Genomic DNA, 25,648 nt, shown 5'->3' on the forward strand with positions numbered 1-25,648 from the left:
TGACCAATCTTTGATTCTTTATTCGGTCCACACCGACACGCACGCCCGTTTGAACAAGCGTGTTTCAACTGTACGAACTCGTTAATGAGCGCTCTGAGACTTATTCCGTTCAAGCCTAAGTATCAAACCGGACTTAAGGGTCATTTGATAATGATGTTCCTGGCGCAACCCCAGATGCGTCCTGGAGTCTTGCTTGCCGATCAGGGAAAGCCCGTCGGGCTCGGTAAACCAATGAACCGGCTCATCCCCCAACCAGTGCCCCAGGCACTCGGTTTGCCCACCGAGGGTCTGGTCCGCCTTGAGCTCGACAAGGCAAGTGTTGGACGGTTTGTCCTGTATCGCCTGGCTTTGCGCGGTGTCCTGCGGGCTCGACAAAACAGCCAGCCATTGACCGGCCAACTGCGAGGGTTCTGCTAACAACAGGCTGCGCGCCATGGCGACTTCTCCACAAAACATCATCAGCGTAGCGAGCAACCCGGCGGTTGCCTGAACGCTACAGGGCATCGATTTTCTACGCATTCGCTTGATCCTGGCCGGGGTCCTGCAGGCGCTGTCGAGCGAAGCGAGGCTGCGATCTTTCTCCTACCACTTGAAAGATCGCAGCCTACGGCAGTTCCTACAGGGGGTTCAGCATTACGCCACGATATCCGAGGCCGCCGCCTGGCCAACGGTGCTGACCAGGAAGTCAGCCACGCCGTGCCCGGAGAAGTCCACCGACAGCAGGCTGTTGCCACCTGATGTCGATAGCACCGCATCGCCCGCCGCACCGGTGAAGGCGTTGACGAAATGCAGGCCCGCGCCCTTGGTGATGCCGGTCAGGTCGATCTTGTCCAGGCCGCTGACGAAATCGAGGATCTGGTCGGTTGCCCCCGGCCGCGAATCGGAACTGGCGGCGAACACGAAGGTGTCCGAACCCGAGCCACCCCAGAGCTTGTCCGCACCACCGGCGCCCCACAGGATATCGTTGCCGGCACCGCCCTTGAGCTCGTTGGCCACCGAGTTGCCGATCAACAGGTCGCTGCCCGAGCCGCCGATGGCATTTTCGATGACGGCGCCCTTGGCGATGGACACGTTACCCACCATGCCACCCACGTCAGAGAACGAGGCATCATTGAGGTTGATCTTCTGGTTCTGGGTGAACCCGGAGAAATCCAGGGTATCGCGGCCGCCCGCGTCCCATACCGAAAACACCACTTTGTCCGACGACGAAGCGGCACTGAGAAAATCGCGCCCGGTGTTGGAGTTGAAACCGTAGGTCGAGTCGCCGGTACGGGTCGAGGTGTTGGCGCCGTAGAGTTTCTGGATGGCCGCGATGTCATCCATCAGCGGACCCGAGGCATAGGCTTCGACGCCGCCCTTGCTGAAGTTCTGGTTGGTATTGCTTTCGCTCCAGTAGCTCATGACGCTGTAGCCACGGGTGTCCTGGCCATAGGTGGCGTCATCGTAGGTCGGGCTGCCTTCGCCGGCGTTGTAGTCACCCGGGTGGGCCAGGCCGAGGGTGTGACCGATTTCGTGGGTCAGGGTCTGGCGACCGTAGTTGTTCAGGTCCGGGGTCTTGTTCTGGGTGTAGCTGCTGTTGATCAAATACCAGGACGTCCCGTCATAACCGGCGCCGGTCCCCGGCAGATAAGCGAATGCCGCCGCGCCATCCTGGCCGCCGCTGTAGTTGCCGAAGGTCATGTGGGCATCGCCACCGCTGGCTTTCTCGGTGAAGGTGACATTGGCCACGTCCGCCCAGGATTGCATCGCCAGGGCGGCCTGGCCTTTCTGCTGGGCGCTGAACTGGCTGAAACCGCTGATCCCATGTTTGTTCATGGTGCTGGAAGAGGCAGACGTCAGGAAGGTATAGGTCAGCTCGATCTTGCCGCTGCCGTCCCGGTCCTGGTAAGCCGCGCCGTCACGCAGCAACTGCGCGGCCGCCTCGTCGACGGAGTACGACGGTTTACCGTTGACGGTCAGGTTACCGCCGCGGTCGTATTGGTGGCTGAAGCTATTGATCTGGTTGAACGCATTACTGGGAGCCGCCAGTTGCGGCGCCCAGAGCAGTTGTTCGGCAGAATCGATAGCGCTGTTTTTGACTTTCGACATAAACACACTTCCTTGTTTGCAAATGGAACAATTTAGTCAGACAGGCGATCTCTGGCGAGATCGTCCTATCACTCGCCCAATGAGGACGCAAGAAACCTGACACAATTGGAAATCAAACGTCTAGTCATTTTTTTCGTTCAATTTCACGCCCTGCCCCTTAACGCCCATAAACAATAGGTTTCTGCCTCGCTAGTGCGCGCACTCAACTGCCCGAGTTGCAGATTGTCGGACAAAACTCTATTTAAATATTAAATAGCGATAACTAGCCATTTGCGGACGACGTCGCACTTTCACCAACTAAATGCCAGCGAAGTGCTATTAATGAATATCTACTAAGCCTCTACGCTTTACTTGCGCACACTTCCCGCAAACAGCCTCGAAACCAGCGATGCACGGGGTCGGCGTCCATTCGCGGATGCCAGAGCATGGCGATCGTGAACCCAGGCACCGGGAACGGCAACGCGAAACTGTGCAGACCGACCCGCAGGCTGGTGGTGTAGCGCTCAGGCACGCTGGCGATCAGGTCGCTGGCGCGGACCAGCCCCAGCGCCGAGGAAAAACCTGGCACGGTGGTGACGATTTCCCGGGACAGGTTCAGCGCCGCCAGGGCCTGGTCGATAAGGCCATGGTCCAACCCACGCATCGAGACCCCGACATGCCCACCCGCCGCATAGCCGGCGGCGCTCACCGTCGCGTGGCCCAGTGGGTGACCCATGCGCACCACGCCAATCAAACGGTCGCTGAACAGCGCCTGGGTTCGCAACTCCGGGCTGGTGTCCTTGTCCACGACAGCGGTCTCCAGATCTACGGTGCCTTCGCGAAGCGCCGTGCTGTCCCGGTCAGTCTTTTCCATGAAGCGCAACCGCACGCCCGGCGCTTGCTCGTGAATACGGGCGATCAGGTCGATGGCAAAGTTTTCCACGAACCCCTCGCGGGTGCGCAGCGTGAAGGTACGGCTCAAGCGCCCGAGATCCGGCGTCGTCACCGGGCGAAGTACCGCCTGGGCCTGCTGCACCAACTGACTGACCTGTTCACGCAACTCCAGCGCACGGGGTGTCGGCACCAACCCTCGCCCGGCCCGAACCAGCAGCGGGTCACCGGTGGTTTCCCGCAACCGCGCCAGTGCCCGGCTCATGGCCGACGGGCTGAGCCGCAGCCGCCGGGCGGCGCGGGCCACACTGCCTTCCGAGAGCAGCACATCGAGGGTGACGAGTAGATTGAGATCAGGCGAAGGCATGGAGAAGTCTCGATTCAATAGATGGCGTCTGGCGCAGCTATAACCTGCAAACGCTGCGTCTTCCGCCATGTTATGCCGGGTTGTAACGTTCTGACAGCGCCATTTCGAGCGCCACGGATACAGGTGAGACGATGAAACCCATCCACACGCAACCCAGCCGGCCGGCAACCACACCCGCGAGCCGGTTCTCTTCACCTCGTTGGGCCCTGGCCAGCCTTGCACTCTCGACGCTGTTGGCCTCCCTGGGCGCCAGTGTGGCCGCCGTGGCGCTGCCGACGCTGGCCCAGGCCCTCGATACCTCCTTCCATCAGGTCCAATGGGTGGTGCTGGCCTATCTGCTCGCCATGACCACGCTGATTGTCAGCGTCGGCCGCTTGGGTGACCTGATGGGCCGTCGCAAGCTGCTGTTGGTCGGCATCGCCTTGTTCACCTTGGCCTCGCTGCTTTGCGGCCTCGCCCCCTCGCTCTGGCTGCTGATTGCAGGTCGGGCGCTGCAAGGCCTGGGGGCCGCTGTCATGATGACGTTGACCCTGGCCTTGGTCGGCGAAACAGTCGTCCAGGAAAAAACCGCCAGCGCCATGGGGCTGCTGGCAACGCTGTCGGCGGTGGGCACGGCCCTCGGGCCGTCCTTTGGCGGGCTGCTGATCAGTGGGGTCGGCTGGCAGGCCTTGTTCCTGGTCAACATCCCCCTCGGCCTGCTGACGTTATGGCTGGCGTGGTACTCGCTACCGGTGCGGCAAGTGCCGCCGAAGGCGCAAACGATTCGCTTCGATATCACCGGCACGGTGTTCTTGGCGTTGACGCTCGCCGCCTATGCCTTGGCCATGACCGTCGGGCGCGGGAGCTTTGGCGGGTTGAACATTGCACTGCTACTGGCCGCGCTCGTGGGCGGCGCGCTGTTCGTTCGGGTCCAGTCCCGGGCCGTGTCGCCGCTGATTCCCTTGGCCGTGTTTCGCGACAAGTCATTGGTCTCGGGCCTGGCGACGAGCGCCCTGGTCGCAACGATCATGATGGCGACGCTGCTGGTCGGGCCTTTTTACTTATCCATTACCCTTGGGCTACCAGCGACCTTCGTCGGGTTGGCGCTGGCGACAGGGCCGGCCGTCGCGGCACTGGCCGGGGTGCCTGCCGGACGCCTGGCGGGTCGGTTCGGTGTGCAACCCATGCGGTTCGCCGGCCTGGCGACCATGGCCCTCGGCTGCCTGATGCTGTCACTGGTTCCCCCTGCCCTTGGCAGCGCCGGCTACATCAGCGCCATCGTGGTGACGACCCTGGGCTATGCGTTTTTCCAGACCGCCAACAACACGGCCGTCATGGCCGATGTGGCCGCTCAAAGGCGAGGCGTCATCGCCGGGCTGCTCAACCTGTCGCGCAACCTGGGTTTCTTCACTGGAGCCTGCGTGCTCGGCGCGGTGTTTGCGAGCGCAGCGGCGACGAATGGCATCACCCACGCCAGCCCCGAGGCCGTGACGAACGGACTGCACACCACCTTCGCCGCCGCCTTGGCGATGGCGGTCCTGGCCGTGGTCATTGCCTTGAAATGCCGCGTGCCAGAGCGGTTGGACGAAGTCGAGGACACGCCCGGCCAGGTGTGATGGCATTCTGAGCATCACCGCTTAAGTCGTGATCCAAATCAAAAAAAGTGAACCAATCGCAAAACGGACTGAAAAAATCCACATGAGGTTCATTTTCAGGTGCTATTTTTAGTTCTCACTGGTAGAGCCATGATGGCTCTTCCTTCCTGACATGAGCAAAAGGAAGCGCTCGATTGAAGAAGGCGGGCAACACATGAATAAAGGATCTTTCAGCAAGGTTACGTTCCCCAACGCTTGCCAGTTGATGCGCTGGCACTTCCATCCCATGGGATTCGAGGCGAGCATGGATGCGCCTGGCAGTATGGTTGCCCGGTTGTTTGACCGTGCCAGCGGCGAGACGATGATCGCCATTGCGGGGATCCCCTGCGCGACGGTAATGAATGCGCCGGATGTGGAACGAATAATCGAGGCCGTGGAGGCCGAGCTGGAAGCGTTTGTGCCACCGGTAGGGTTGCGGCGGTTCGCTTCCTGACAGGGAACAGTGCTTACCATTTGAAAGCGGCGCCTTTCTCTCCAGGGAAGGCGCCGTTTTTTTATGGCCTGCCGTACGCTTTTGCCCCGCCACTCGGTGTTTCTGTTTGCTTCATCCTTTGCGGGCACGGCGATGGTCAGCGAAAAAGGGCTTGTCCGCCGCAATACGATCCGATGCCTTAGGCGCGTTGACCGCCTGGCCGTCCTGGCCATCGACGTACCAGTAACAGTGCTGCACCGCGCGCGTGATGCCCACATACGCCAGGCGCAGGATTTCGTCTTTTTGCGCCGTGTCGTAGGGTTCGGCATCTCCATCCCGACCTAGCCCGGCCATTCGATAGACCTGGTTCTTGTAGGGCGAACTGCTCAGGTGCTGGCAGTCGCCCAACAAGAACACCGCATCCGCCTGGAGCCCTTTGGCGCTGTGGTAGGTCATTTGCCTGAGCCGTCGGGCGTCGTACGGCAAGTTAGAATCGACATTAACTGTTGGCTGAATATGCTTTTCTATCAGTATCTTATCGCTACTTTTTCGATACAGCATCAAGATGGAATCGCCTTTGCGATAGTGCTCATCCAGTCGCTGGGCCAACCCTTCGTCGTCTCGATCCAGCACATTGACCGGGCTCAGCGATCGGGGCGCGCCGCTGGCCTTGGCTTTTTTGCCTGGGATAGCCGCAGCGGCGCGCACGATGTGCTCGGCCGCGTCGATGATGTGCTGGTGGCTGCGGTAGTTGTCGGTGAGCATCACCCGAGTTGTCGCCGGTGACGGGAATTGCTTGTTGAATGCCATGAAGTAGCTCGGTGAACTGCCGCGCCAGCCATAGATCGATTGCCAGTCGTCCCCGACACACAACAAGGAAGAACGTTGGGCACCGCGCCCCACGTGCAGCGCAGGACCACGGCTGCGGACCTCCCGAAGGCTGGCGCGAAGCCAGGAGACGATCTGCGGCGATACGTCCTGGAACTCGTCGATCATCAGGTGCGAAAGCGGCCTGAGCAAGGCATCGGCCAGCAACTTGAAGTTTTCCGGCGAGTGTTCGCTGAACAGCGCGAACATACGGTTATAGGTCATGATCGGCGGCGATTGATCGAGCAAATGGTCTTCGAATGCCCGCCAGTAACGGCTCAGCGCCTCGAAGAAATACCGATCGGGGTCATCCTGGGCAAAGGACATCCGGCCCACGGCGTCCGGGACGTCCAGGCCAAGGTTCTCGATAAAGCCCGCCGCCGCGACAAAACAGTCCAACAATGGCGCCGAACCCAGTTCACCCTTGACCTTATAGTCGAACCCGGGGCCGGCACTGGCGTCGCTGGCCATGGATGCCACCACACGCTTTGATGCCTCGTAACTTTCAAGCCATATCAGTGGTTTATGGCAGAAAGCTTGAAACAAGGTGCGCTTTACCGCCCACTCCGCACGGATACTCAGCTTGGCGCCCGGACGACTGAGCCGGGCGTCTTCCCGCGGATCGAAACCCAGCATCACCCAGGCATCCAGTGAGGGCGCGTAGCCATGGCAGTGGAATGTCGAACCATTGATTTCGAACGTTTGTCGCTTTGGCTCGATCCCCTTGATTGGCCAGGCACCGGCGCGAAACCACAGGTCTTCGACGGCATCGCACAACTCTTCGTCGCGCTGGGCCGCCAATTCGGTCACGGCCACCCGTTTTTGCACATCCGGGTGATCGCGCTCCAGCTCCTTGAGTTGCAGGGCATGGCGGGACAACGGCTGGATCAGCTCACGGAAACGCGCGTCCCGCTGGTAAAGGTTGTAGTAACAGGCGTTGAGTTGCTGACGTTGGACATCGTTGATGCGCAATTCAAAGGGATTGCCTTGGGCGTCGTCGTCCGCTTCGGCGCGATGACTCAGGGTCTCGAAGGCCTGGAGCCGCTCGAACCCGGGCAGGCTGCGAACCATGGGCAAGATACGCGAATGGAAGGTGCGCACCAAATCACGCGCTTGCTTGAGGCTGACGGTTCGCCCCCACAGGGCAAACACTTCGATCAATTTCTGAATGAAGTCCTTGCGCGATTCCCGGGTAAACGTCACCACGGTCATTGAGTCCAGTTCGAAGCCCAGGTAGTGGGACAGCAACACGATCCGCAGCACCAGGGTCGTCGACTTGCCCGCACCCGCCCCGGCGACCACCGAGGTAGACGGCGTGTCGCTGAAAATCATCTTCCATTGCGCGGCACTCGGTTGTGCATGGGCCGGCAACAATCGGGCGACGTCAGCCTTGATACGTTTCTTCAGCTCGGTGGTCAGCGGCAGGCGCCAGTCATCGAACAGTAAATCATCCACCTGCGGTGCCGGATGCTTTGTGCTGCGCGAATCACGGATCAACAGGACCTGGCGGCCCTCCTCGAGCCCTTCGGCCCGGCCTTCCTTGTAGCCATAGTCGAAACCGGCGGTATGACCACTGCGGAAGCCGTCGGCCTGGCCGTGCAACCAGGAGGCTCGGTGCTGGGCGCGCAGACGCGTCAGGCCATGGCCGAAGAGTCGGGCGGCCAGGCGCTTGAGCAAGGGCATCTGGGCCAGGGGCAGGAGCTCGGGGGGAAGATCGGGAGTGTGTTGCGACACGCTGGGGACTCCGGTGTTCATGAACCATGCCGGCTATGGTGTCTGTATTTGCTGACAGGTTCCACCCAAAAGCTTTTAAGTCATGGGTTTAGGCGATGAAGTGAAAGTTGGCTCACGATTTCATATCTGGTTAGTCGATAGGTTTGACGCGTTTTTTACGCTTTTTGTCGATGATTTCCTTCGCGAGAATAGCGCCATCAACCATTGCTTTCGCTCCCAGCGAAAAGGACACCAACATGCTCGAACTCAGGCCCTTCGCCACTTTGGGCGCCGCCAACCACGGCTGGCTGGATGCCCACCACCATTTTTCGTTCGCCGAGTATTACGACCCGCAACGCATGCACTGGGGCAACCTGCGCGTCTGGAACGACGATGTCATCGCCCCCGGCAGCGGTTTTCCCCAGCACCCGCACCGGGATATGGAAATCATCACCTATGTGCGCGAAGGCGCGATCAGCCACCAGGACAACCTGGGCAACAAGGGCCGTACGGAGGCTGGCGACGTACAAGTCATGAGCGCGGGCACCGGGATCGCCCATAGCGAGTACAACCTGGAATCGACGGCCACACGCATTTTCCAGATATGGATCATTCCCAATGAAGAAGGTCTGGCACCGTCGTGGGGCGCCAAACCGTTTCCCAAGGACTCGCGCGAAGGCTTCGTGACCTTGGCCAGTGGCAAGGCCGGCGACGACCAGAGCCTGCGCATTCGCGCCGACGCGCGCCTGGTGGCGGCCAATCTCAAGGCGGGTGAAAGTGCGGAATACCGGCTGGACACCGGAAGACGAGCGTATCTTGTGCCAGCGACAGGATTGATAGAAATCAATGGGTTGCGTGCACAAGCTCGAGACGGCGTTGCGATTGAAGATGAACGGATATTGCGGGTGACCGCGATCGATGACAGCGAAATCGTGCTCGTGGACCTCGCCTAACCCCGCATCGCTGCACTGCTGCTCTTGTGGCGCGGGAGCAAGCTCCCTCGCCACAAGCTCACATCACAGGTATCACTTGCTGGTGATCGCCCCATCCACCAACGTTTGCGCCTCGGCCACCAGTTGCTTGAGGTGCGCATCGCCAATGAAGCTTTCGGCGTAGATCTTGTAGATATCCTCGGTGCCGGACGGACGCGCCGCGAACCAGCCGTTTTCGGTCATGACCTTCAGGCCACCGATGGCCTGGTCATTACCCGGTGCATGGCTGAGGATGCTCTGGATCTTCTCCCCCGCCAGTTCGGTAGAGGTCACCTGATCTGGCGACAGCTTGCTCAGCAGTGCCTTCTGTTGCGGGTTGGCCTTGGCATCGACGCGTACCGAGAACGGTTCACCCAGTTCGTCGGTCAAGGCGCGGTAGGCCTGGCTCGGGTCGCGACCGGTGCGCGCCGTCATTTCAGCCGCCAACAACGCCGGAATCAGGCCGTCCTTGTCGGTGCTCCAGACGCCGCCGTCCTTGCGCAAGAACGAAGCACCGGCGCTTTCTTCACCGCCAAAGCCCAGGGAACCATCGAACAGGCCGTCGGCAAACCACTTGAAGCCTACCGGCACTTCATAGAGACGGCGCCCCAGGCGCTTGGCGACGCGATCGATCAGGCCGCTGCTGACCACCGTCTTGCCCACGCCGGCATCGGCACGCCATTGCGGGCGATTCTGGAACAGGTAGTCGATGGACACCGCCAGGTAATTGTTCGGCGCCAACAGGCCGCCGGACGGCGTCACGATGCCATGGCGGTCATGGTCCGGGTCGCAGGCGAAGGCCACGTCGAAACGCTCCTTCAGGCCAATCAACCCTTGCATGGCGTGGCTGGAGGATGGGTCCATGCGGATCTGCCCATCCCAGTCGACGGTCATGAAGCGGAAGGTGGAATCCACGTGGGTGTTCACCACGTCCAGGTCCAGGCGGTAATGCTCGGCAATGGCCGGCCAGTAGCGCACGCCCGCGCCGCCCAGCGGATCGACGCCCAGGTGCAACCCGGCGGTGCGGATGGCATCGAAATCGATGACATTGACCAGGTCCGCCACGTAAGTGTTGACATAGTCGTGACGGTGGGTGGTATCGGCTTTCAGGGCCTGCTCGTAGCTGACTCGCTTGACGCCGACGAGCTGGTTGGCCAGCAGTTCGTTGGCCTTGGCTTCGATCCACTTGGTGATATGGGTATCGGCCGGACCGCCGTTGGTAGGGTTGTACTTGTAGCCGCCACTTTGCGGTGGGTTGTGGGACGGCGTGATGACGATACCGTCCGCCAGGCCCGAGGTGCGGCCACGGTTGTAGCAGAGAATGGCGTGGGAAACCGCCGGCGTCGGGGTGTATTCATCCCCCTCGGCGATCATGACGGTCACACCGTTGGCCGCGAAGACTTCCAGCGCGCTGGCGCCCGCCGGGGTCGACAGCGCATGGGTATCGATACCGACGAACAACGGCCCGTTGATGCCCTGGGCTTCGCGGTACAGGCAGATCGCCTGGCTGATGGCCAACACGTGCCACTCGTTAAAGCCCAAGTCGAAGGAGCTGCCACGGTGGCCGGAGGTGCCAAAAGCCACGCGCTGGGTCGCAACCGAGGCATCGGGTCGGCCGGTGTAGTAGGCCGTCACCAGTCGCGGGATATCGATCAACAACTCTGCCGGTGCCGGCTTGCCCGCAAATGGACTGACTGTCATGCAAAACCTCTGAGTGGAGTGGCTCGGGAAATGGGGTGCAGTTTACTGACAGTTCGACCATGGCGCGACGGGTTCGATCCATCGCCGCCAATTACGCTTGTTCGAGCCTCAGGGCGTCAGCCAGCGCGCAGAGTGCGGCATCCAGGTCCTGGGGCCCATTGAGCGCATGGGTCAGGCGCATATGTTGCCCATACAGGCCATGAAGGCTGAACAACTCCCCCGGTGCGATGACGATTCGCTGGGCCAGCAGCCGATGGAAAACCCGCCGTAAATCAACCCGTCGCGTCGAGCGCATCCAGATCGTCGCGCCACCTTGGGGTTCCGTCCATTGCAGGCTATCGCCCAGCCGCTCGCGCAACAATTGTGCGGTCGAAACCGCGCTTTCGCGCAGCAGGCGCCGCAACACCAGCAAATGCTGGTCAATCCGACCGTTGCTGTACAGCCGGGCGATGGCTTTCTGGCGAATCGGCGACAGACGAAACGCCCGCAGCAGGAAATGTCGTTGCAGGTGCAGGGTCATCTGGCGCGACAACACGTAGCCATATGGCGCCTCTGGGCCGATGGTCTTCTCGAACGTGGAATAGACGATCAACCGGTCCGGGTCGAGCAAGTCCCGAAAAGGTGTCGTCCCGGCCTCGAACGCCAGGTCGGTATGACTGTCGTTCTCCAGCACCCACGTGCCATGCCGTTCCAGCAATTGGGCGATGGCACGACGGTTCTCTTCAGGAACCAGCGAACCCGTTGGCATGTTCAGGACTGAGGACAGCACCACCAGGCGTACCGCTTCGCTCTCCAGCAACTGCTCCAACTGCTCGATGTCGATCCCCTCGCCGGCCAGAGGCAGCTCAATGACCTTGATGTCGGCTGCCTGCAGCAGGCGCAACACCGCCCAGTCGCAGGGCGACTCGATCAGCACTGTGGCGCCCCTGAGTGCAAGCACGGCGATCAGGATCTCCAGCACGCCCTGCAGATCGGCACCGATGTAGACGTCATCGGCATTCCAGCAACGGGCCGGCGAAGAGGTGTAGCGGGCCGCCAGCGCCGTGCGCAGTTCCAGCTCGCCCCAGGGTTGCGAGGGCGTCTGCGAGGAACGTGGGTACTGGCGCAGCAGCTCGCGCTCAAGCAACAGCATCGGGCTGTCCAACGGCTGCATCGACGCCGGCTCGTCCGCGCTGAGCACCAGCATGCCGGGCCGCCGGGCATTGACGTACAGGCTCTCGAGCAAATCGTCCCCGCCCTCCAGGGTCGTCATGCTGGGCGCCGGCAGCGCGTAATAGCCGGACTTGGCGATCGAGTAGACCCGCCCCTCCTTCTCCAGCAACGAATAAGCGTACTGGATGGTCGATATCGACACATTCAGACGCTCGGCCAATTGCCGCAGCGAAGGCAGGCGCACCCGCGCATCCACCTCCAGTTCGTTGATCAACGTGGTCAGGTAGCGATAAACCGCCTGGTAGGCGAAGTCTGTCTCCCGGCAACCTTTCATGGAATCACACCAGGCGAAAAGGTTGCAGTCGGCCAGGCCGCAACGCCGGGCATCACGACCAGGGACGAGGTAGACGAATCCATCAAACCTCGTTCCTCAGTGCCTTGCCGAGCGTTCGTGCGACTCGTCGGCGGCCTGCCCGGCTTCTTCGGTGTCAACGTCGTCGAGGGCCTGCTGCAGATCAGCTTCCGGAACCGCTTCCGGTTGTTCCGGTACCGTGACGCTCGCCCGGTACAGCTTGCCAAGGATATCGATGGGCAGGCCACTGACGTCGATCATCCATTGCGCGATCTGATCGGCGACCGCCGCGCCCTGCATGGCCTTGTGCAGATCCGGCATCGCCACCAGCATGCCGGGGTGGCAACAGCGCAGGAAGTGTTCCAGGCCCGCGCCCTGCCCCACGAATGGCGCGAACAGCATGCACACCAGTTGCGTTTCGCTGAGCCCCAGGACCTTTTGCGCTTCGAGGGCGGCGTAGGCGCGGCGCTCGGGAATCGCCGAAGGCGAGCCGAACAACGCCCGAGCCTGCTCGCAGGCGTGTTCTGGCAGTTGCTTGCGATGCATGATCATGATCGCCCGCTGTACGTAGTCGCTGTATCCCGTTTCGTAGCTGCGCCCTTGCACGTAGCAGGCCTGCAGGCCATGCAAATGGGCCGACAGCAATGGGCTGAGGTATTCGTTTTCAATCGCCGAGGGCATGAGGCCGTCGGTCTGCACCCGCAGGAATTCGTTGAAAAGCGGCCAGTTGGTGCCCTCCAGGCGGTCGACGATCAGGTCGTCGATGCCGATGTGGCTCATCCGCCGGCAGGCCTCGAAATGCCCCTCGGGCTTCCAGGCGCCAAGGCGCTCGGGACCATAGAAATGCTCGTAGAGGTCGCTGCTCAAGGTATCGAGGTGCGCGAAGAGGCTGTCGAAACAACCGATATTGTCGGTCGGCAGACCGATTTTTCGGGCCGCGCGACGCAGGCCTGAAATGAACTGTTTTTGCTGGCGCGGCGTATCGCTGCTGACCATCGAATCCACGCCAGACTCCCAGCGGGCCATGTGCCGATAGAATTCGGCCATCGCCAGGTAACCGTCGCTCCCGATTTCCAGGGGACTGTCGACCGAGCGAAGGTGCCCCAAGGCCAGCAGGTCCATGCGATTGGCCTCGTGCCCCGCCACCGACAAGGGCTGGCGGTGATTGAACGGCAACACCTCGCGGTTATCGGCCATCAGCAATTCGACCCGGGGATCGTCGTAGACAAACAGTGCGCTGTAGCAGCGGTGGATGTTCTCCAGCATCGCCTGGGTGGTCTCGCTCAAGCGCGGCGTGGCGACGCGCAAGGCGAAGGTCACCGGATGCCGGCCGGCGATGCTCAACTGGGCGGCCCGCAAGGCGGTCAGTACATAAAAGCTCTCCCGGCTCCCGTTCTGGACCGTCAACACACGATAATCGCCAATCCGATCGATGCCTCCGGCGGCGACAATCAAGCGCTGGATCAAAAGCTGCAACGCGGTCCGTTCGGCCCGGGAATAAAAACCCAACAATCGTTGCAGTATCTGTTGATATACGTGAGTCATTGCCTGCTCATGAATTGCACTCATAGCCATTTACCTGAAATTCAACTATCGGCGCCGCACCCGCACCAACGTGACCGCGCGACGTGTTGGTCTGAATGAATCGTTCTAGTACTCAAAGAGTATTAGCAATACGCCCAAGCGTTGCTTGTCGTCATTATTTGATACATACGCGAAAAGTCATCCCATGCTCCTGGGCGCCGTCGCTGCAACCCTTGAAAATACGGGGCCTTGCCGGGCTGGTGGCACGTCCTAGGAGAATTCCGACAACGTCCCACAGACAATGAGTACGAGAAATAAGGAACTTACCGAACTTTATTTTACCTTGTACCTCACCCTGTTTTCTCCGGGATCGATAGATAGCCCCGTGCCAATTAACGTTCGCTGTACCTTGAATGCGCCTTGAAGGATGAAAGCCTTCGAAAAAGTTACACCGCACCACGACTTCTTCCTTGATATGGAAATCAGCGTTCAATTATCAGGACTTAAATAATGATTAGAAGATACAGATTGAGGGCAAAAACCAGTTCAGATTGTTAACCGGTAAACCGTTTCTGCTTCAAGAGAACCGGGACAGGTTGCTTGAGGGGCCTTGCGAGGCACGAACGCACCGCCGTCAGGCGCCAGTGCGTGGGAAAGGAGGGATAGGGATCGAACCGGAGGCAGCGCAAGAGCCCGGCGATGACTCTTGCGCAAGACAGCTATCAGGCGGGGTCGACGACCTGAAGGGCAACGCGCTCACGGCAAGGGCATTCACCCATGTACCGGTGCGCTTCGACAAACTCGGAGAACGGGAAGACCCGAGTCTTGAGTGGCAACAGCACGCGATCGGCGGTCAGTTGGTTGATATCACGCAATGCTCGCTGCAGCGCCACGTGGTCCTGGAGGATGCCCAGTTCCGGTTTGCCGGTAAAGTTGCCGATGCAGTGCACGAAGAACTGAATGTTCTTCTGGAACGCCGCGCAGGCCGGGAACGGCGTCTGGTTGCCGCCCTGCAAGCCATACAACACCAGGCTGCCACGGGGTGCCAGCACATCGCCCAATAGCGACATCTGCGGCCCGCCAAGGCCGTCGAATACCACGTCGACGCCACGGCTGTCGGTGAGCTTGTTGATTTGCATCAGCAAGTCCTGCTCTTCGGTGACGATGACTTTCTCGGCGCCCAGCGACAGCAGATATTCACGCTCGTCAGCTGTCTTGGTGGCCGCAATCACCCGCACTCCCAAGGCCTTGCCCAACTGGACAAAGGACGGGCCGGCACAATGACTGGCATCGGTGACCAGGGCGAATTGCCCCGGTTTGACCCGCGCCAGGTCCATGTAGGCGAAATAGGCGATCAGCAGCGGCGTGTAATGCACGGCGGCTTCGATCGGGCTGAGCACGTCGGGATAACGGGTCAGCGCGGTGCGGGGCAGCACGATGACTTCACCGTACACCGGATAATCGTTCGGGCTTTCGGCCGGAAAACTGGCAACCTTGTCGCCCACGGCCAAGTCATCGATGCCGTCGCCGACGGCCGTGACCACGCCGGCCATCTCATGGCCCAGGCCCGAAGGCAGGCGTGCCTGGGAGGACGCCAGGTTCTGGCGCCACAAGGTGTCGTACCAACTGATGCCGATCGCTTCGACGCGGACCTGCACTTCTCCTGGCGCAGGAAGAGCCGCCGCATGCTCTTCGCATTTGAGCACCTCGGCACCACCAAACTTGTGAAAACGGATCGTGCGGGACATCGCAAACCTCGTCAAAGTAACCTCTAATGCCACGAACTCTATCCGGGCTTTGTGGCCAAGACCATCAGTGGCTATTAATAGTCGACATGCCTGTCATTGATTCCGCAGCAAGAAAAACCAACCACTCCTGTAGGACTTAACCTGAGAAAACTCAATTAGCCGGTGCAGAGTACCAGCCTTTCCCCGTAAGATTCATGCCGGCCATTGTTCCCATATGGCCGTTCACGTCAAGCTTACCGAATCTGCCAGGACCCCAGATGAATCGTAATGACCTGCGGCGTGTCGATCTGAACCTGTTGATCGTATTCGAAACATTGATGCATGAGCGCAGCGTGACTCGCGCGGCCGAGAAGCTATTTCTTGGCCAGCCAGCCATCAGTGCCGCGCTGTCGCGCCTGCGCAGCCTGTTCGATGACCCACTGTTCGTGCGCACCGGCCGTAGCATGGAACCATCGGCGCGGGCGGTCGAGATCTTCGCCCTGCTCTCTCCGGCCCTGGATTCGATTTCCACGGCAGTCAGCCGCGCCGCGGAATTCGACCCGGCCACCAGCACCTCGGTGTTTCGCATCGGCCTGTCGGACGACGCCGAATTCGCCCTGCTGCCCATGCTGCTCAAACGCCTGCGGGCCGAAGCGCCGGGCATTGTGCTGGTGGTGCGCCGGGTCAACTACATCCTGATGCCGGGCCTGCTGGCGTCCGGTGAAATCTCCATCGGCGTCAGCTACACCGACGACCTCCCGGCCAACGCCAAGCGCAAGGTCCTGCGGCGCAGCCTGCCCAAAGTACTACGGGCCGACACCGCGCCGGGGCGACTGACCCTGGACGAGTTCTGCGCCCGCCCCCACGCCCTGGTCTCCTTCGCCGGTGACTTGAGCGGTTTCATCGACGAAGAGCTGGCGAAACTCGACCGCAAGCGCCATGTGGTGTTGGCCGTGCCGCAATTCAACGGCTTGAGCACCCTGCTGTCGGGCACCGACATCATCGCCACCGTGCCCGACTACACCGCCGACGCGCTGACCGCCGCCGGTGGCGTACGCGCCGAAGACCCACCCATACCGGTGCGCAGCTTCGAACTGCATATGGCCTGGCGGGGTTCTCAGGACAATGATCCTGGGGAGCGCTGGTTGCGTTCGCGGATTCAGATGTTCTTTGGGGACCCCGATAGCTTGTAATGAAGTTCCAGTAAATTCCATAAACCTGTTTTATAACAATCAGTTATTGTTAATTTCGGTCCACTATTGCCCGCGGCGCGCGCCGCGATGTGGCTGACTATCTGGAAACCTGCGGTTTACTTGCCCAGAATGTTCTTCAACGCAGCGGTATGGCCGGCCGGGTCGTTTTCGCTGGACATCACTTCGATGATGGTGATCTTCTGATCGTTCATCGTCATCAACGAGGCCATCAGTAGTTTCAGGCCGTTGAAATCGTCGGTGCCGTCCAGGCGGTACATCTTCAAGCCGTTCACCTGAATGGTCTTCTCGCCAGTCATGCGAAAGTTGGGTGACGCGGCTTGCTGCTTTTCCTTCAAGGTATCCACGGCAAGGGGAAACGCAGCGTCCGGGGTGGTGCCCGCAGTCGGCGCCGGTCCTTCGGTAACGATGATGGCCTGCTCGCTTTTCGGATCGAAGTACATCGTGCCGCCGTTCTCGCTGTTCAAGGTACGGGCCTCGACGCCTTTCAACATGAACTCCAGCTTGCCGCCTGCCAGGGACACCGATTGGATGTCCGATTCCGCCGTAGCGGTTTTTTCAGGCGGGGCAGCAACTGCCATGGTGGCCCCGCCGCTCAAGGCAGCAAGCACGCACAAGGAACGGGTCCAGCCCAACAGCAAATGCTTCGACATTGATAGCGCCTTTATTTTCAGGCTGTCGAATACCGACGGCCTGTCGTGCGAACAGCCTAGCTTACTTGCCTGCTCACTTGCCCAGGATTCTGCGGGCTATGGTCAATGCATTCCAATACGCTGATTACATTGCTGGCCCTGCCCCGCAAACAAGTATTACCTACACTGGACTCGGCCCCCTATATTCCTGATTTCAGCTACGGACGCCCCCGAGCAAAACTTCAAGTCGGCGAAACCTTCTTTGTGTTCGTGGGGGCAGGACTTCTATCTCCGACCTTCGTCGCGGTATGGGTACCGGAGACACGAGGCAGCACCCTCGAAGAGATTGAACAGCGGTTGTATGGTTAGGCGAGGATGAAGTCTCCCCTCAACTGCCGTTCCTCCGCGTCCCTATTTCGTTCCACGCACGCCAACACACATCAGATGGCCTGTGCTGACATGATCGGAGTTCACCTACGTTGTCATGGTGACAGATGCGTTATTCGAATTTGCGAGAACGTTGTAGGGGCGGCTGGCCTGGTTCAGGCCGAGTTCTGCACATACCCCCCCGCTTGTTCGATTGTAAATGTGCAGGGTGCAACCGATTTTACAAGTAATCATCTGTACGATGGCCAATCCCAACCCCGCGCCATTGGCATTGCCCCGGCTGTAAAATCGCTCGAACAATCTTCCAAGCTCGCCTTCTTCTATTCCCGGCCCGGCGTCTTCCACCCGCAAGCGGGCCACGCCCCCCTCGTCCTTACGCACCACGACAGTCACCTCGCTGCCTGAGGAAGAAAAGTTGAGGGCATTGGTCACCAGGTTCTGCATGGCAATGGCTAACGCTACCGGCTCGGTTTCCACCCAACACTCTTCATCACATTCCAGTACCAACTCCACGCCCTTTTCCATGGCCAGTGGTGTGAGTTCGGCCAGTTCTTCGCGAACCAGTTCGGTGAGTTGCACGCGCTGATACAGGGGGTTGTTCAGTTGCGGTTCGATGCGGGCCATGGTGAGCAGTTGGCTGCCTATACGGGTGGCGCGGTCGACGCCGTTGACCAGGAAATCCAATGCCTCGCGCCGCTGTTCTTCGGTGACGGCGCTTTGCGCGTTCTGGGCGTGGATGCGCAGGATTGCCAAGGGTGTACGCAGTTCGTGGGCGGCGTCGGCGATGAAGCGGCGCTCGCGCTCCAATAGATCATCTACCTGCTTCAACAGGCGGTTGAGCGCGGTTTGCATGGGTTCCAGGTCGCTCGGCAGCGGCTTGAGGTGCAACGGCTGCAAGGAATCGGTGGTGCGCCCGCGGATAGAACGGGCCATGGCACGCAGGGGGGCGAGGCCCCAGCCGATGACCAGCCAGATCAATAATGCCAGCAGCGGCACACCGATCAGTGTGGGCCACAGCGTGTGGCGAACGATGCGCTGGATAAGGTCCTGGCGAATGTCGTCGCGCTCGCCCACCCATATCAACAGGCCCTGCTGTGGGTCAGCCAGGAGGAAGGCACACCAGTCGTTGCCGTTGTACACCAGGTCGTGGGAGCCAAGGGTGACGGGCGGCGCCTCGAGGATCGGTGCTTCGGCGGAGCGCACCAGCAGTTGGCCATCGGTGCGCCAAACCTGAAAGGTCAGGCGGGTTTCGTAGGGATGGGCTACGCCGTCTGCGCCGACACGGCTCATGGCCTGGTCGAAGGCTTGGTAGAGACGGTCCCAGTCGGCCTCGCCGGGGGCGCGTTGGTGCAGCACGCCTTGCAGCAGGCGGGCACTTTGAGCGAGTTGCGCGTCGTAGACCTCTTCGATTTCGTGGTGGCTGTCGCGCAAGACCAGCCAGCTGATCAGGGCGTCGCCCAGCAGGATCAGCACCAGCACCGGGACGAGGATGCGCGCGCGGACAGAAATCATGGTTTGAGCGCCAGCACGTAGCCGACACCACGCACGGTACGGATCAGTTCGGTGGAAATTTTTTTGCGCAGGTTATGGATCAGCACTTCGAGGGTATTGCTCTCGACGCGGTCCTGCCAGCCGTACAACGCCCGCGATAGCCGCTCGCGAGTCACCACTTTGCCGGGGCGCACCATCAACTGGTGCAGCAATTGGTATTCCATCGGTGTGACGACGACCTCCTCGTCCTGGTACCTAACCTGCTGGGTGGCTGGGTCGAGGCTGACGCCAGCATGCTCCAATAGCGGTTGTGCGCGGCCCTGGCTGCGGCGCAGTAACGCACGCACGCGGGCCTTGAGTTCTTCCACGTCGAACGGTTTGACCAGGTAATCGTCAGCGCCCGCATCCAACCCGGCGATACGCTCGGCGGTGCCGTCGCGTGCGGTGAGGATAAGCACTGGCAGGTCGTGTTGCTCGGCACGCAATTGCTGCAACAGATCAAGGCCATCCAGGCGTGGCAGGCCGAGGTCGAGCAGCAGCAGATCGAAGCTTTCGCTGCGCAAGGCATGCAATGCGCCCAGGCCATCCTGCAGCCAGTCAAGGGTGTAGCCTTCGGCACCCAATGCCACGCGAATCCCCTGGCCGAGGGCACGATCATCTTCGACAAGGAGTAGGCGCATCGCAAAATCTCTCTAGGAATCGGCGGCATCATGCCGGGTTCTGTCCGGGGCTATTCCGGCAAAGATGTTACAGCTCATTACCAACTAAGGTTTCGCTAAGGTTGATTTTGCACTGTGTAATCTCCCACAAACGCTGAGAGCTTTTCCATGCGCAAAATTCTCCTGTTGTCCCTGATTATCGCCAGCCCTCTGGCCGTCGCCGGCCCGCAATGCACCACCGCCGAACGCTCGCAATGGCAAGACGAAAAAGCCTTCCAGGACAAGCTCAAGGCCGAAGGCTACGAAATCAGCAAGTTCAAGGTCACCGACGGCAATTGCTATGAGATCTACGGTTTCGACAAGGACAAGCGCAAAGTCGAGATCTACCACGACCCGGTGACCGGCAAGGCCGTGAAGACTGAGATAAAAGGCTGATGCAAGGCGAATCCCTGCACCTTTGGGACCCGCTGGTGAGGCTGTTTCACCTGTCTATCGCCGGGGTCTTTGTTGCCAATTACTTCTTCAATGAAGCGGGCGACGACTGGCATGTCTGGCTGGGCTACTACGCCATGGCCTGGCTGCTGGTACGAGCGGTGTGGGGGTTCGTCGGGCCGCGCAGTGCGCGCTGGTCAGACTTCTGGCCGACACCGAAGCGGCTCGCGGCCCACCTGCGCTCGCTGCTCAGGGGGCGCCCGCACCATCGCCTGGGTCACTCGCCGCTCGGCGCCCTGGTGATGGTGGCGATGCTGTCGGCGCTGTTGACCCTCGGTATCAGCGGCTTCCTGATGCAGGAAGTCGATGCTTTATGGGGCGCCGATTGGCCACTGCAAATCCACGAAACCGCGGCCAATGTGTTGCTGGGACTGGTGTGCATCCATGTGCTGGCAGCGGTGTTCGAGAGTTTCCAGCTGCGGGACAACCTGCCGTTATCCATGCTCACCGGTCGCAGGAAGCGTCTGCCGGATGAGCGTGCACCCTAATCTTTTTCCTGATTGGTTTCCCTATGCGCTCCGCCTTCCTGATCTGCAGCCTGCTAGGGGTATTCTGCGCCGCCTGGTTCAGTCATCCCCCCCATGTATTGGCGCCGTTTGCCCCTATCAGCTCGACCACCGCGAAGGCCGCCGCGGCGCCGCAGTACACCAGCCGTTTTGTGTCTTCGCAGCTCAATGACTTTGTGCACGCCTCATCGGTCACCGCCCTGCCCGGTGGCGACTTGATGGCCGTGTGGTTTGCCGGCTCGCGCGAAGGTGCTGCCGATGTACAGGTACGCACCGCACGCTTTGATGCCCGTAGCGGCGAATGGGGCGCCGAGCACGTGCTTGCCACGCGGGAAAGCACGCGTGACGGCACCCAGCGCTACATCCGCAAACTGGGCAATCCGGTCATAGCCCTGGCGCCGGACAATCGCTTGTGGATGTTTTATGTCTCGGTATCGGTGGGTGGCTGGGCCACCAGTGCAATCAATGTGATGGTGTCCGATGACCTCGGCGCGAACTGGTCGACACCTCGGCAACTGGTGACCTCACCATTCTTCAATATCAGCACGCTGGTACGCGCCGCACCGGTGTTCCATGCCGATGGTTCTATCGGTCTGCCGGTCTACCACGAATTCATGGGCAAGTTTGCCGAGTACCTATACTTGAGCGCCGACGGTGCGGTGATCGACAAATTCCGCATCAGCCGCGGCAAAAATTCCCTGCAACCTACCATTGTGCCCCTGGACGGCAACCGCGCCGTGGCGATGTTGCGCTATGCCGGCGACACCCATCACCGCGTCCTGGCGAGCCGTACCGAAGACGCCGGGCAAACCTGGAGCGAACCGTATCCGCTGGAGCCAGCCAACCCCAATTCGTCGCTGGCAGCAGTGGGCACGGTGGACGACGGTTTGCTGGTGGCCCTCAATGACCTGCAGGACGGCCGCTTCCGGCTCAGTCTCTACGGCACCGATGCCCAGCTCAGCCAATGGCGTACGGTGGTGGAACTGGACCAGTCACCCGATCCGCTCGGCCAACCCTTCTCGCCCGACGTCTACAAGGAAATCATCGGCGAAGGTTTCCGTGCCTCCAGCGGCGCACGGCGCCTGCCGCTGGAACAACGCTTCCTCAGTAACCTCGACTACCGCGTGTGCAAACCCCAGGGCTGCGACTTCGAATACGAGTACCCGTACTTCAGCCGCAGCCCGGACGGCATGTACCACGTGGTGTACTCATGGAATAACACGTTCATCAAACATGTCAGCTTCAACGAAGCCTGGCTGGCGGAGCGGCTGTGATGGTTTCTTTATGGCAGGCCCACTTGAGTTTTGTACTGTTGGGGTTTGTGCTGTTGAGCTCGTTTCGATTCAGCGCGCCCTGGCGCCCGTGGTGGTTGCCGATATTGGCTGCGGTGAGTTTTATCCCGGTCAATGAGCTGCCACTGGCGGCGTATGTGCGCAGTTTTACCGATGACCTGGCGCTCAGCACCGTGGTGCTGTTGGGGTGGGTCGCACTCAGCAGGTTGGGCGTGGTGCAGCCGCTTGGGCGTCAACATCAGGTGCAATTGCTGGCGCTGTTCGGCGTATTGAGCCTGTTGCTGTACCCCGCCACCTTGGGCCTGACCTATTACGATCCGTACCGTTGGGGGTTCAACCCGCGGCCCATGATTGTGCTGGTAGGGGCTTTGGCGCTGCTGATGCTGTGGCTGCGCAATTCCCTGGCCGTGTGGATGCTGGCGATCGGCACCCTGGCCTTCGCGCTGCGGCTCAAGGCTTCGGAAAACTATTGGGACTATCTGGTCGACCCGCTGCTGACCGGCTACTGCCTGGTGGCCGGGTTCGGCCTGCTGATCGGCGCCGCGTGGCGTCCCCTTTTGAAATGGCACAGAGGTCAATGATGGGTGTGTTGCAATCGCGCCGCCTGCGTTACGGCGCAGGCTCGATCGCGTTGGTATTTGTGTTGCTGGCGGCGTTGCGGCTGGTATTTGTGCTGGGTTTTTCCGGCCTGGCTTTGAACACCCCGGCGCTCCTGGAAACACTGGGCATCGGCCTGCGTTTCGACCTACGCCTGACGGTGCTGATTCTGCTGCCGCTGGCCGTGCTGGCCTGGCTGCCGCGCTGGAACCTGACCACCCTGCCGATCTTGCGCTGGCTGGCACGGGGTTATCTGCTCATCGCGCTAGCGGTGGTCGGCCTGGTGTACATCATCGACTTCGGCCACTACGCCTACCTTGGCGTGCGCATCAATGCGACGGTGCTGCGCTACCTGCAAGACGCACAGATTTCACAACAGATGCTGTGGGAAACCTACCCGGTGTTGTGGATCGCCTCAGGCTGGCTGACGGCGGTGGCGCTTTGGGTTTGGGCGCTGCTACGCCTTGAACGATTGACCCTGGATCAGGAGCGCAAAACTATCAGCAAGTGGGCACTGGTGCCGGTTTCCGTGATGGGCGTCGTAGCAGTGCTGTTGGCCCTGCTTGGCCGCGTCGCCAACCTCAACCTGGAAAACCCGGTGCCGCTGCGCTGGAGCGATGCGTTCTTCTCCGGCAACAACCAAGTGGCGGCGGTGGGCCTGAACCCGGTGCTGTTTCTGTATGACACGCTCAAGGTCGGTCAAGCACAATTTGATGAAGCCCAGGTGCGCGAGCACTACCCGCAGATCGCACAGTACCTGGGCGTCGATCAACCCGACGCCCAGCGACTTGATTTCATCCGCGAACAAGGCGTGCAGCCTTATCGACTGGCCGGTGAGCGCCCGCCGAATGTGATTTTCGTCATGCTCGAATCCCTCGGCACCAGCGCCGTCGGTGCCTATGGCAATCCGCTCGACCCCACGCCGAACCTGGACAGACTGGCCAAGCAAAGCTGGTTCTTCAAACACTTCTATGTGCCTGTCACCGGTACCGCCAAGACCGTATGGGCCAGTATCACCGGCGTGCCGGATGTGACCCGCCAGGAGACCGCCACCCGCAACCCGCTGATCACGCGCCAACACACGTTGATCAACGCGTTCGAGGGGTACCAGAAGTTCTACATGATCGGCGGCAACGCCGGCTGGGCGAATATCAATGCGCTGATCCGCCAGAGCATCGACGGCGTGCAACTGTTCGAGGAAAGCCACTGGCGCTCGCCCCGCGTGGACGTGTGGGGCATTTCCGATCTGGACCTGTTCAAGGAAAGCGACCGACTGCTGCGTGCCGTGCCCAAGGACCAGCCATTCTTCGCTTACCTGCAAACCTCCGGCAACCATCGGCCGTTCACCATCCCCGAGCAAAACGACGGCTTCCAGGTCAAGGACGTGACACTGGAGCAAGTCCAGGCCGCCGGTTCCCGTAGCGTCGAGCAATATAACGCCGTGCGCCTGCTGGACTACAACATCGGCCGCCTGATGGAAATCGCCAAGGCCGGCGGCTACTACGACAACAGTATTTTTGTGTTCTTCGGAGACCACAACACGCGTATCAGCCAGATCCCGCACATGGCTCCGGCGTTCGAGCAACTGGGCCTGGAAAGCAACAACGTGCCACTGCTGATCCATGCGCCCGGCCTGCAGCCCCGGGTGATCGAAGAGGCCGTCGGTCTTGTGGACCTGTTGCCGACGGTGGCGGGCATGGCGGGTATACCGTTCAGAAATGGCGCGCTGGGCCGGGATATCCAGCAGCCGGCACCCGAGGGTGAGCGCGTGGTGCCGCTGGTGCTGCGCGAGGGTACATTCCCGATCATTGGCGGTGTTACCAAGGACTTCCTGCTGCAGATGCAGCACGACGGCAGTTCGCCGACCCTGCACGACCTGGCATCACCCACACCACGTGGCGATGTGGCCGCGCAACATCCCGAGGAGTTTCGGCGCTTGAACGGGCTGACACGGGGGCTGCACGAAACGGCGCGGCTGATGCTCTATCGCAATATTCCATGACGCTGCGGTTCTCACGCTCCATGACTGATTTATATCTGGAAGCGCGGTGGTCGCCATTCGGACGGCCACCACTTCAGAACACGAAACTATGCCCCAACTCCCCTTCCATCCACCCCAAAAACCGCCTGACTCTGGGAAAGCTGGAGTGAGCCTTTGGGAACACCAGATGGTGGGCGGCGACCGGAGAGCTCAACGCTTCGGGGGCGACCTCGACCAGTGAGCCGCTGGCGAGGTATTTTTGCGCCAGCAGCGTACTTTCGAGGGCGAAGCCCAAACCGTGGCTCGCCGCTTCCAGGCTCATGTAGGAGCGATCAAAACTCAAGGCGTAGGGTTTTTCGGGGCGCGCCAGGCCATGTTGGGCGAACCACTCAGGCCATCTGAGCAAGGTCGCTTCGGAAAGGATCAGGTCTTCAGCCAGAAGATCAGCGGCGCTTTTTACCGTGCAACGCGCGATCAGCTTGGGCGAGGCCAGCACAGCGAAGTTCTCGTTGCGCACGGTACGCACTTCATAGCTGGGCCAATTGGGCCGGCCGTGGCGAATATCGACATCGATCTTGTCCTGACTGAAATGCAGCGATTCATAAGAGCAAGACAAATTGATTTGGATGTCCGGGTTGGTCAAGCGAAATGACTCCAACCTGGGCATCAGCCATAGCAAGCCAAAGCTGGGGGAGGAATGCAGCCGCAGGCAATCCAGGCTCACGTCACTCGCGGCCCGCTGGGTGGCGACTTCAAGGCTCTGCAACAGACCGGAAATATCCTTCAAGTACTGCTCACCTACCGGCGTCAGCGTCACCCCTCGCGCTGCGCGCACAAACAACTGTCGACCAATCATCACCTCCAGCTTGGCCAGTTGATGGCTGATCGCTGACGGCGTGAGGTCGAGCACTTCGGCGGCTCTTGCCAGGTTGCCAAAACGAGCGGTTTGCTCGAAGGCTTGAATGGCTCTCAGCGGTGGCAGATTGGATGAAGGGATATCGTCCTGGCGCATCAGTATTCAG

At 60.7% G+C, this 25,648-nt stretch carries 22 protein-coding genes; 10 read left to right on the forward strand and 12 right to left on the reverse strand.

The features are described from left to right. Positions 1-81 precede the first annotated feature (81 nt). The 3 genes from BLU85_RS12680 to BLU85_RS12690 all read right to left on the reverse strand — a co-directional run bounded on the left by BLU85_RS12680 (position 82) and on the right by BLU85_RS12690 (position 3,325). Positions 82-504, reverse strand: a complete 423-nt coding sequence (locus BLU85_RS12680; RefSeq protein WP_092200030.1) for an AprI/Inh family metalloprotease inhibitor — start codon at positions 502-504, stop codon at positions 82-84. A 129-nt stretch (positions 505-633) separates the two neighbouring features. Beyond that, complete coding sequence (locus BLU85_RS12685) at positions 634-2,088, reverse strand: serralysin family metalloprotease (protein ID WP_092199884.1); 1,455 nt, start codon at positions 2,086-2,088, stop codon at positions 634-636. A gap of 340 nt (positions 2,089-2,428) precedes the next feature. Further along, on the reverse strand, positions 2,429-3,325 hold the full coding sequence (locus BLU85_RS12690; RefSeq protein ID WP_092199887.1) for a LysR family transcriptional regulator: 897 nt from the start codon (positions 3,323-3,325) through the stop codon (positions 2,429-2,431). Between the two features lie 131 nt (positions 3,326-3,456). On the opposite strand from BLU85_RS12690, the gene BLU85_RS12695 reads away from it, so the two are divergent. After that, the gene (locus BLU85_RS12695) at positions 3,457-4,920 is read left to right on the forward strand and encodes an MFS transporter (protein ID WP_092199890.1); all 1,464 of its coding nucleotides are present in this window, start codon (positions 3,457-3,459) and stop codon (positions 4,918-4,920) included. Positions 4,921-5,113: 193 nt separating this feature from the next. Next, on the forward strand, positions 5,114-5,392 hold the full coding sequence (locus BLU85_RS12700) for a DUF1652 domain-containing protein (RefSeq protein ID WP_003201764.1): 279 nt from the start codon (positions 5,114-5,116) through the stop codon (positions 5,390-5,392). A gap of 111 nt (positions 5,393-5,503) precedes the next feature. On the opposite strand, the gene BLU85_RS12705 is transcribed toward BLU85_RS12700, so the two are convergent. Continuing rightward, a complete protein-coding gene (locus BLU85_RS12705) occupies positions 5,504-7,972 on the reverse strand; it encodes a UvrD-helicase domain-containing protein (RefSeq protein WP_092199893.1) in 2,469 nt (822 codons plus the stop codon). A 236-nt stretch (positions 7,973-8,208) separates the two neighbouring features. Here BLU85_RS12705 and BLU85_RS12710 point away from each other — a divergent pair, with 236 nt between their 5' ends. After that, positions 8,209-8,904 (forward strand): pirin family protein, encoded by a 696-nt coding sequence (locus BLU85_RS12710; RefSeq protein WP_092199896.1) that lies wholly within the window; start codon positions 8,209-8,211, stop codon positions 8,902-8,904. 72 nt (positions 8,905-8,976) lie between these two features. Here BLU85_RS12710 and pgm read toward each other — a convergent pair whose 3' ends face one another. The 4 genes from pgm to BLU85_RS12730 form a co-directional block, all read right to left on the reverse strand. After that, positions 8,977-10,623 carry a phosphoglucomutase (alpha-D-glucose-1,6-bisphosphate-dependent) gene (pgm, locus tag BLU85_RS12715; RefSeq protein WP_092199899.1) on the reverse strand — a complete coding sequence of 549 codons (1,647 nt, stop codon included), beginning with the start codon at positions 10,621-10,623 and terminating at the stop codon, positions 8,977-8,979. 91 nt (positions 10,624-10,714) lie between these two features. Continuing rightward, positions 10,715-12,109, reverse strand: a complete 1,395-nt coding sequence (locus tag BLU85_RS12720; protein ID WP_092199902.1) for an aminotransferase-like domain-containing protein — start codon at positions 12,107-12,109, stop codon at positions 10,715-10,717. Positions 12,110-12,205: 96 nt separating this feature from the next. Then, positions 12,206-13,696, reverse strand: coding sequence for a hypothetical protein (locus tag BLU85_RS12725; RefSeq protein ID WP_092199905.1), 1,491 nt, complete (start codon positions 13,694-13,696; stop codon positions 12,206-12,208). A 677-nt stretch (positions 13,697-14,373) separates the two neighbouring features. Further along, a complete protein-coding gene (locus BLU85_RS12730) occupies positions 14,374-15,399 on the reverse strand; it encodes a zinc-dependent alcohol dehydrogenase family protein (protein ID WP_092199908.1) in 1,026 nt (341 codons plus the stop codon). Between the two features lie 257 nt (positions 15,400-15,656). Here BLU85_RS12730 and BLU85_RS12735 point away from each other — a divergent pair, with 257 nt between their 5' ends. After that, the gene (locus tag BLU85_RS12735) at positions 15,657-16,571 is read left to right on the forward strand and encodes a LysR family transcriptional regulator (RefSeq protein WP_069970812.1); all 915 of its coding nucleotides are present in this window, start codon (positions 15,657-15,659) and stop codon (positions 16,569-16,571) included. Between the two features lie 116 nt (positions 16,572-16,687). On the opposite strand, the gene BLU85_RS12740 is transcribed toward BLU85_RS12735, so the two are convergent. Continuing rightward, positions 16,688-17,242: a DcrB/PsbP domain-containing protein gene (locus tag BLU85_RS12740; RefSeq protein ID WP_092199911.1), complete on the reverse strand. Its 555-nt coding sequence runs from the start codon at positions 17,240-17,242 to the stop codon at positions 16,688-16,690. A gap of 105 nt (positions 17,243-17,347) precedes the next feature. On the opposite strand from BLU85_RS12740, the gene BLU85_RS30525 reads away from it, so the two are divergent. Beyond that, positions 17,348-17,590, forward strand: a complete 243-nt coding sequence (locus tag BLU85_RS30525) for a sugar porter family MFS transporter (RefSeq protein ID WP_139207919.1) — start codon at positions 17,348-17,350, stop codon at positions 17,588-17,590. Positions 17,591-17,695: 105 nt separating this feature from the next. On the opposite strand, the gene BLU85_RS12745 is transcribed toward BLU85_RS30525, so the two are convergent. Beyond that, positions 17,696-19,120 (reverse strand): sensor histidine kinase, encoded by a 1,425-nt coding sequence (locus BLU85_RS12745; protein WP_092199914.1) that lies wholly within the window; start codon positions 19,118-19,120, stop codon positions 17,696-17,698. Next, a complete protein-coding gene (locus BLU85_RS12750; protein WP_092199917.1) occupies positions 19,117-19,779 on the reverse strand; it encodes a response regulator in 663 nt (220 codons plus the stop codon). Before BLU85_RS12750 ends, BLU85_RS12745 begins: the two co-directional genes overlap by 4 nt. 147 nt (positions 19,780-19,926) lie before the next feature. Between BLU85_RS12750 and BLU85_RS12755 the strand changes: the two genes are divergently transcribed. The 5 genes from BLU85_RS12755 to BLU85_RS12775 are packed head-to-tail and all read left to right on the forward strand — an operon-like array spanning position 19,927 to position 24,647. After that, on the forward strand, positions 19,927-20,193 hold the full coding sequence (locus BLU85_RS12755; RefSeq protein WP_048722823.1) for a PepSY domain-containing protein: 267 nt from the start codon (positions 19,927-19,929) through the stop codon (positions 20,191-20,193). Beyond that, positions 20,193-20,738, forward strand: coding sequence for a cytochrome b/b6 domain-containing protein (locus BLU85_RS12760; protein ID WP_092199919.1), 546 nt, complete (start codon positions 20,193-20,195; stop codon positions 20,736-20,738). The genes BLU85_RS12755 and BLU85_RS12760 overlap by 1 nt, the downstream gene beginning before the upstream one ends. 23 nt (positions 20,739-20,761) lie before the next feature. After that, positions 20,762-22,030 (forward strand): sialidase family protein, encoded by a 1,269-nt coding sequence (locus BLU85_RS12765; RefSeq protein WP_092199922.1) that lies wholly within the window; start codon positions 20,762-20,764, stop codon positions 22,028-22,030. Further along, positions 22,030-22,629, forward strand: coding sequence for a hypothetical protein (locus BLU85_RS12770; protein WP_092199925.1), 600 nt, complete (start codon positions 22,030-22,032; stop codon positions 22,627-22,629). The genes BLU85_RS12765 and BLU85_RS12770 overlap by 1 nt, the downstream gene beginning before the upstream one ends. Beyond that, complete coding sequence (locus BLU85_RS12775; RefSeq protein ID WP_092199928.1) at positions 22,629-24,647, forward strand: LTA synthase family protein; 2,019 nt, start codon at positions 22,629-22,631, stop codon at positions 24,645-24,647. Before BLU85_RS12770 ends, BLU85_RS12775 begins: the two co-directional genes overlap by 1 nt. A 73-nt stretch (positions 24,648-24,720) precedes the next feature. Here the strand turns inward: BLU85_RS12775 and BLU85_RS12780 are convergent, their stop codons facing one another. Then, positions 24,721-25,638, reverse strand: a complete 918-nt coding sequence (locus tag BLU85_RS12780; RefSeq protein WP_092199931.1) for a LysR substrate-binding domain-containing protein — start codon at positions 25,636-25,638, stop codon at positions 24,721-24,723. Positions 25,639-25,648 lie beyond the last annotated feature (10 nt).

The organism is Pseudomonas sp. NFACC14 (assembly GCF_900106885.1).
Lineage (GTDB): Bacteria > Pseudomonadota > Gammaproteobacteria > Pseudomonadales > Pseudomonadaceae > Aquipseudomonas > Aquipseudomonas fluorescens_AA.

Excerpts from the sequence above, each read along its gene's own strand:
- BLU85_RS12680 (WP_092200030.1), bottom strand. The coding sequence starts at position 504 with ATGCCCTGTAGCGTTCAGGCAACCGCCGGGTTGCTCGCTACGCTGATG.
- BLU85_RS12685 (WP_092199884.1), bottom strand. The coding sequence starts at position 2,088 with ATGTCGAAAGTCAAAAACAGCGCTATCGATTCTGCCGAACAACTGCTC.
- BLU85_RS12690 (WP_092199887.1), bottom strand. The coding sequence starts at position 3,325 with ATGCCTTCGCCTGATCTCAATCTACTCGTCACCCTCGATGTGCTGCTC.
- BLU85_RS12695 (WP_092199890.1), top strand. The coding sequence starts at position 3,457 with ATGAAACCCATCCACACGCAACCCAGCCGGCCGGCAACCACACCCGCG.
- BLU85_RS12700 (WP_003201764.1), top strand. The coding sequence starts at position 5,114 with ATGAATAAAGGATCTTTCAGCAAGGTTACGTTCCCCAACGCTTGCCAG.
- BLU85_RS12710 (WP_092199896.1), top strand. The coding sequence starts at position 8,209 with ATGCTCGAACTCAGGCCCTTCGCCACTTTGGGCGCCGCCAACCACGGC.
- pgm (WP_092199899.1), bottom strand. The coding sequence starts at position 10,623 with ATGACAGTCAGTCCATTTGCGGGCAAGCCGGCACCGGCAGAGTTGTTG.
- BLU85_RS12720 (WP_092199902.1), bottom strand. The coding sequence starts at position 12,109 with ATGAAAGGTTGCCGGGAGACAGACTTCGCCTACCAGGCGGTTTATCGC.
- BLU85_RS12725 (WP_092199905.1), bottom strand. The coding sequence starts at position 13,696 with ATGAGTGCAATTCATGAGCAGGCAATGACTCACGTATATCAACAGATA.
- BLU85_RS12730 (WP_092199908.1), bottom strand. The coding sequence starts at position 15,399 with ATGTCCCGCACGATCCGTTTTCACAAGTTTGGTGGTGCCGAGGTGCTC.
- BLU85_RS12735 (WP_069970812.1), top strand. The coding sequence starts at position 15,657 with ATGAATCGTAATGACCTGCGGCGTGTCGATCTGAACCTGTTGATCGTA.
- BLU85_RS12740 (WP_092199911.1), bottom strand. The coding sequence starts at position 17,242 with ATGTCGAAGCATTTGCTGTTGGGCTGGACCCGTTCCTTGTGCGTGCTT.
- BLU85_RS30525 (WP_139207919.1), top strand. The coding sequence starts at position 17,348 with ATGCATTCCAATACGCTGATTACATTGCTGGCCCTGCCCCGCAAACAA.
- BLU85_RS12745 (WP_092199914.1), bottom strand. The coding sequence starts at position 19,120 with ATGATTTCTGTCCGCGCGCGCATCCTCGTCCCGGTGCTGGTGCTGATC.
- BLU85_RS12750 (WP_092199917.1), bottom strand. The coding sequence starts at position 19,779 with ATGCGCCTACTCCTTGTCGAAGATGATCGTGCCCTCGGCCAGGGGATT.
- BLU85_RS12755 (WP_048722823.1), top strand. The coding sequence starts at position 19,927 with ATGCGCAAAATTCTCCTGTTGTCCCTGATTATCGCCAGCCCTCTGGCC.
- BLU85_RS12760 (WP_092199919.1), top strand. The coding sequence starts at position 20,193 with ATGCAAGGCGAATCCCTGCACCTTTGGGACCCGCTGGTGAGGCTGTTT.
- BLU85_RS12765 (WP_092199922.1), top strand. The coding sequence starts at position 20,762 with ATGCGCTCCGCCTTCCTGATCTGCAGCCTGCTAGGGGTATTCTGCGCC.
- BLU85_RS12770 (WP_092199925.1), top strand. The coding sequence starts at position 22,030 with ATGGTTTCTTTATGGCAGGCCCACTTGAGTTTTGTACTGTTGGGGTTT.
- BLU85_RS12775 (WP_092199928.1), top strand. The coding sequence starts at position 22,629 with ATGGGTGTGTTGCAATCGCGCCGCCTGCGTTACGGCGCAGGCTCGATC.
- BLU85_RS12780 (WP_092199931.1), bottom strand. The coding sequence starts at position 25,638 with ATGCGCCAGGACGATATCCCTTCATCCAATCTGCCACCGCTGAGAGCC.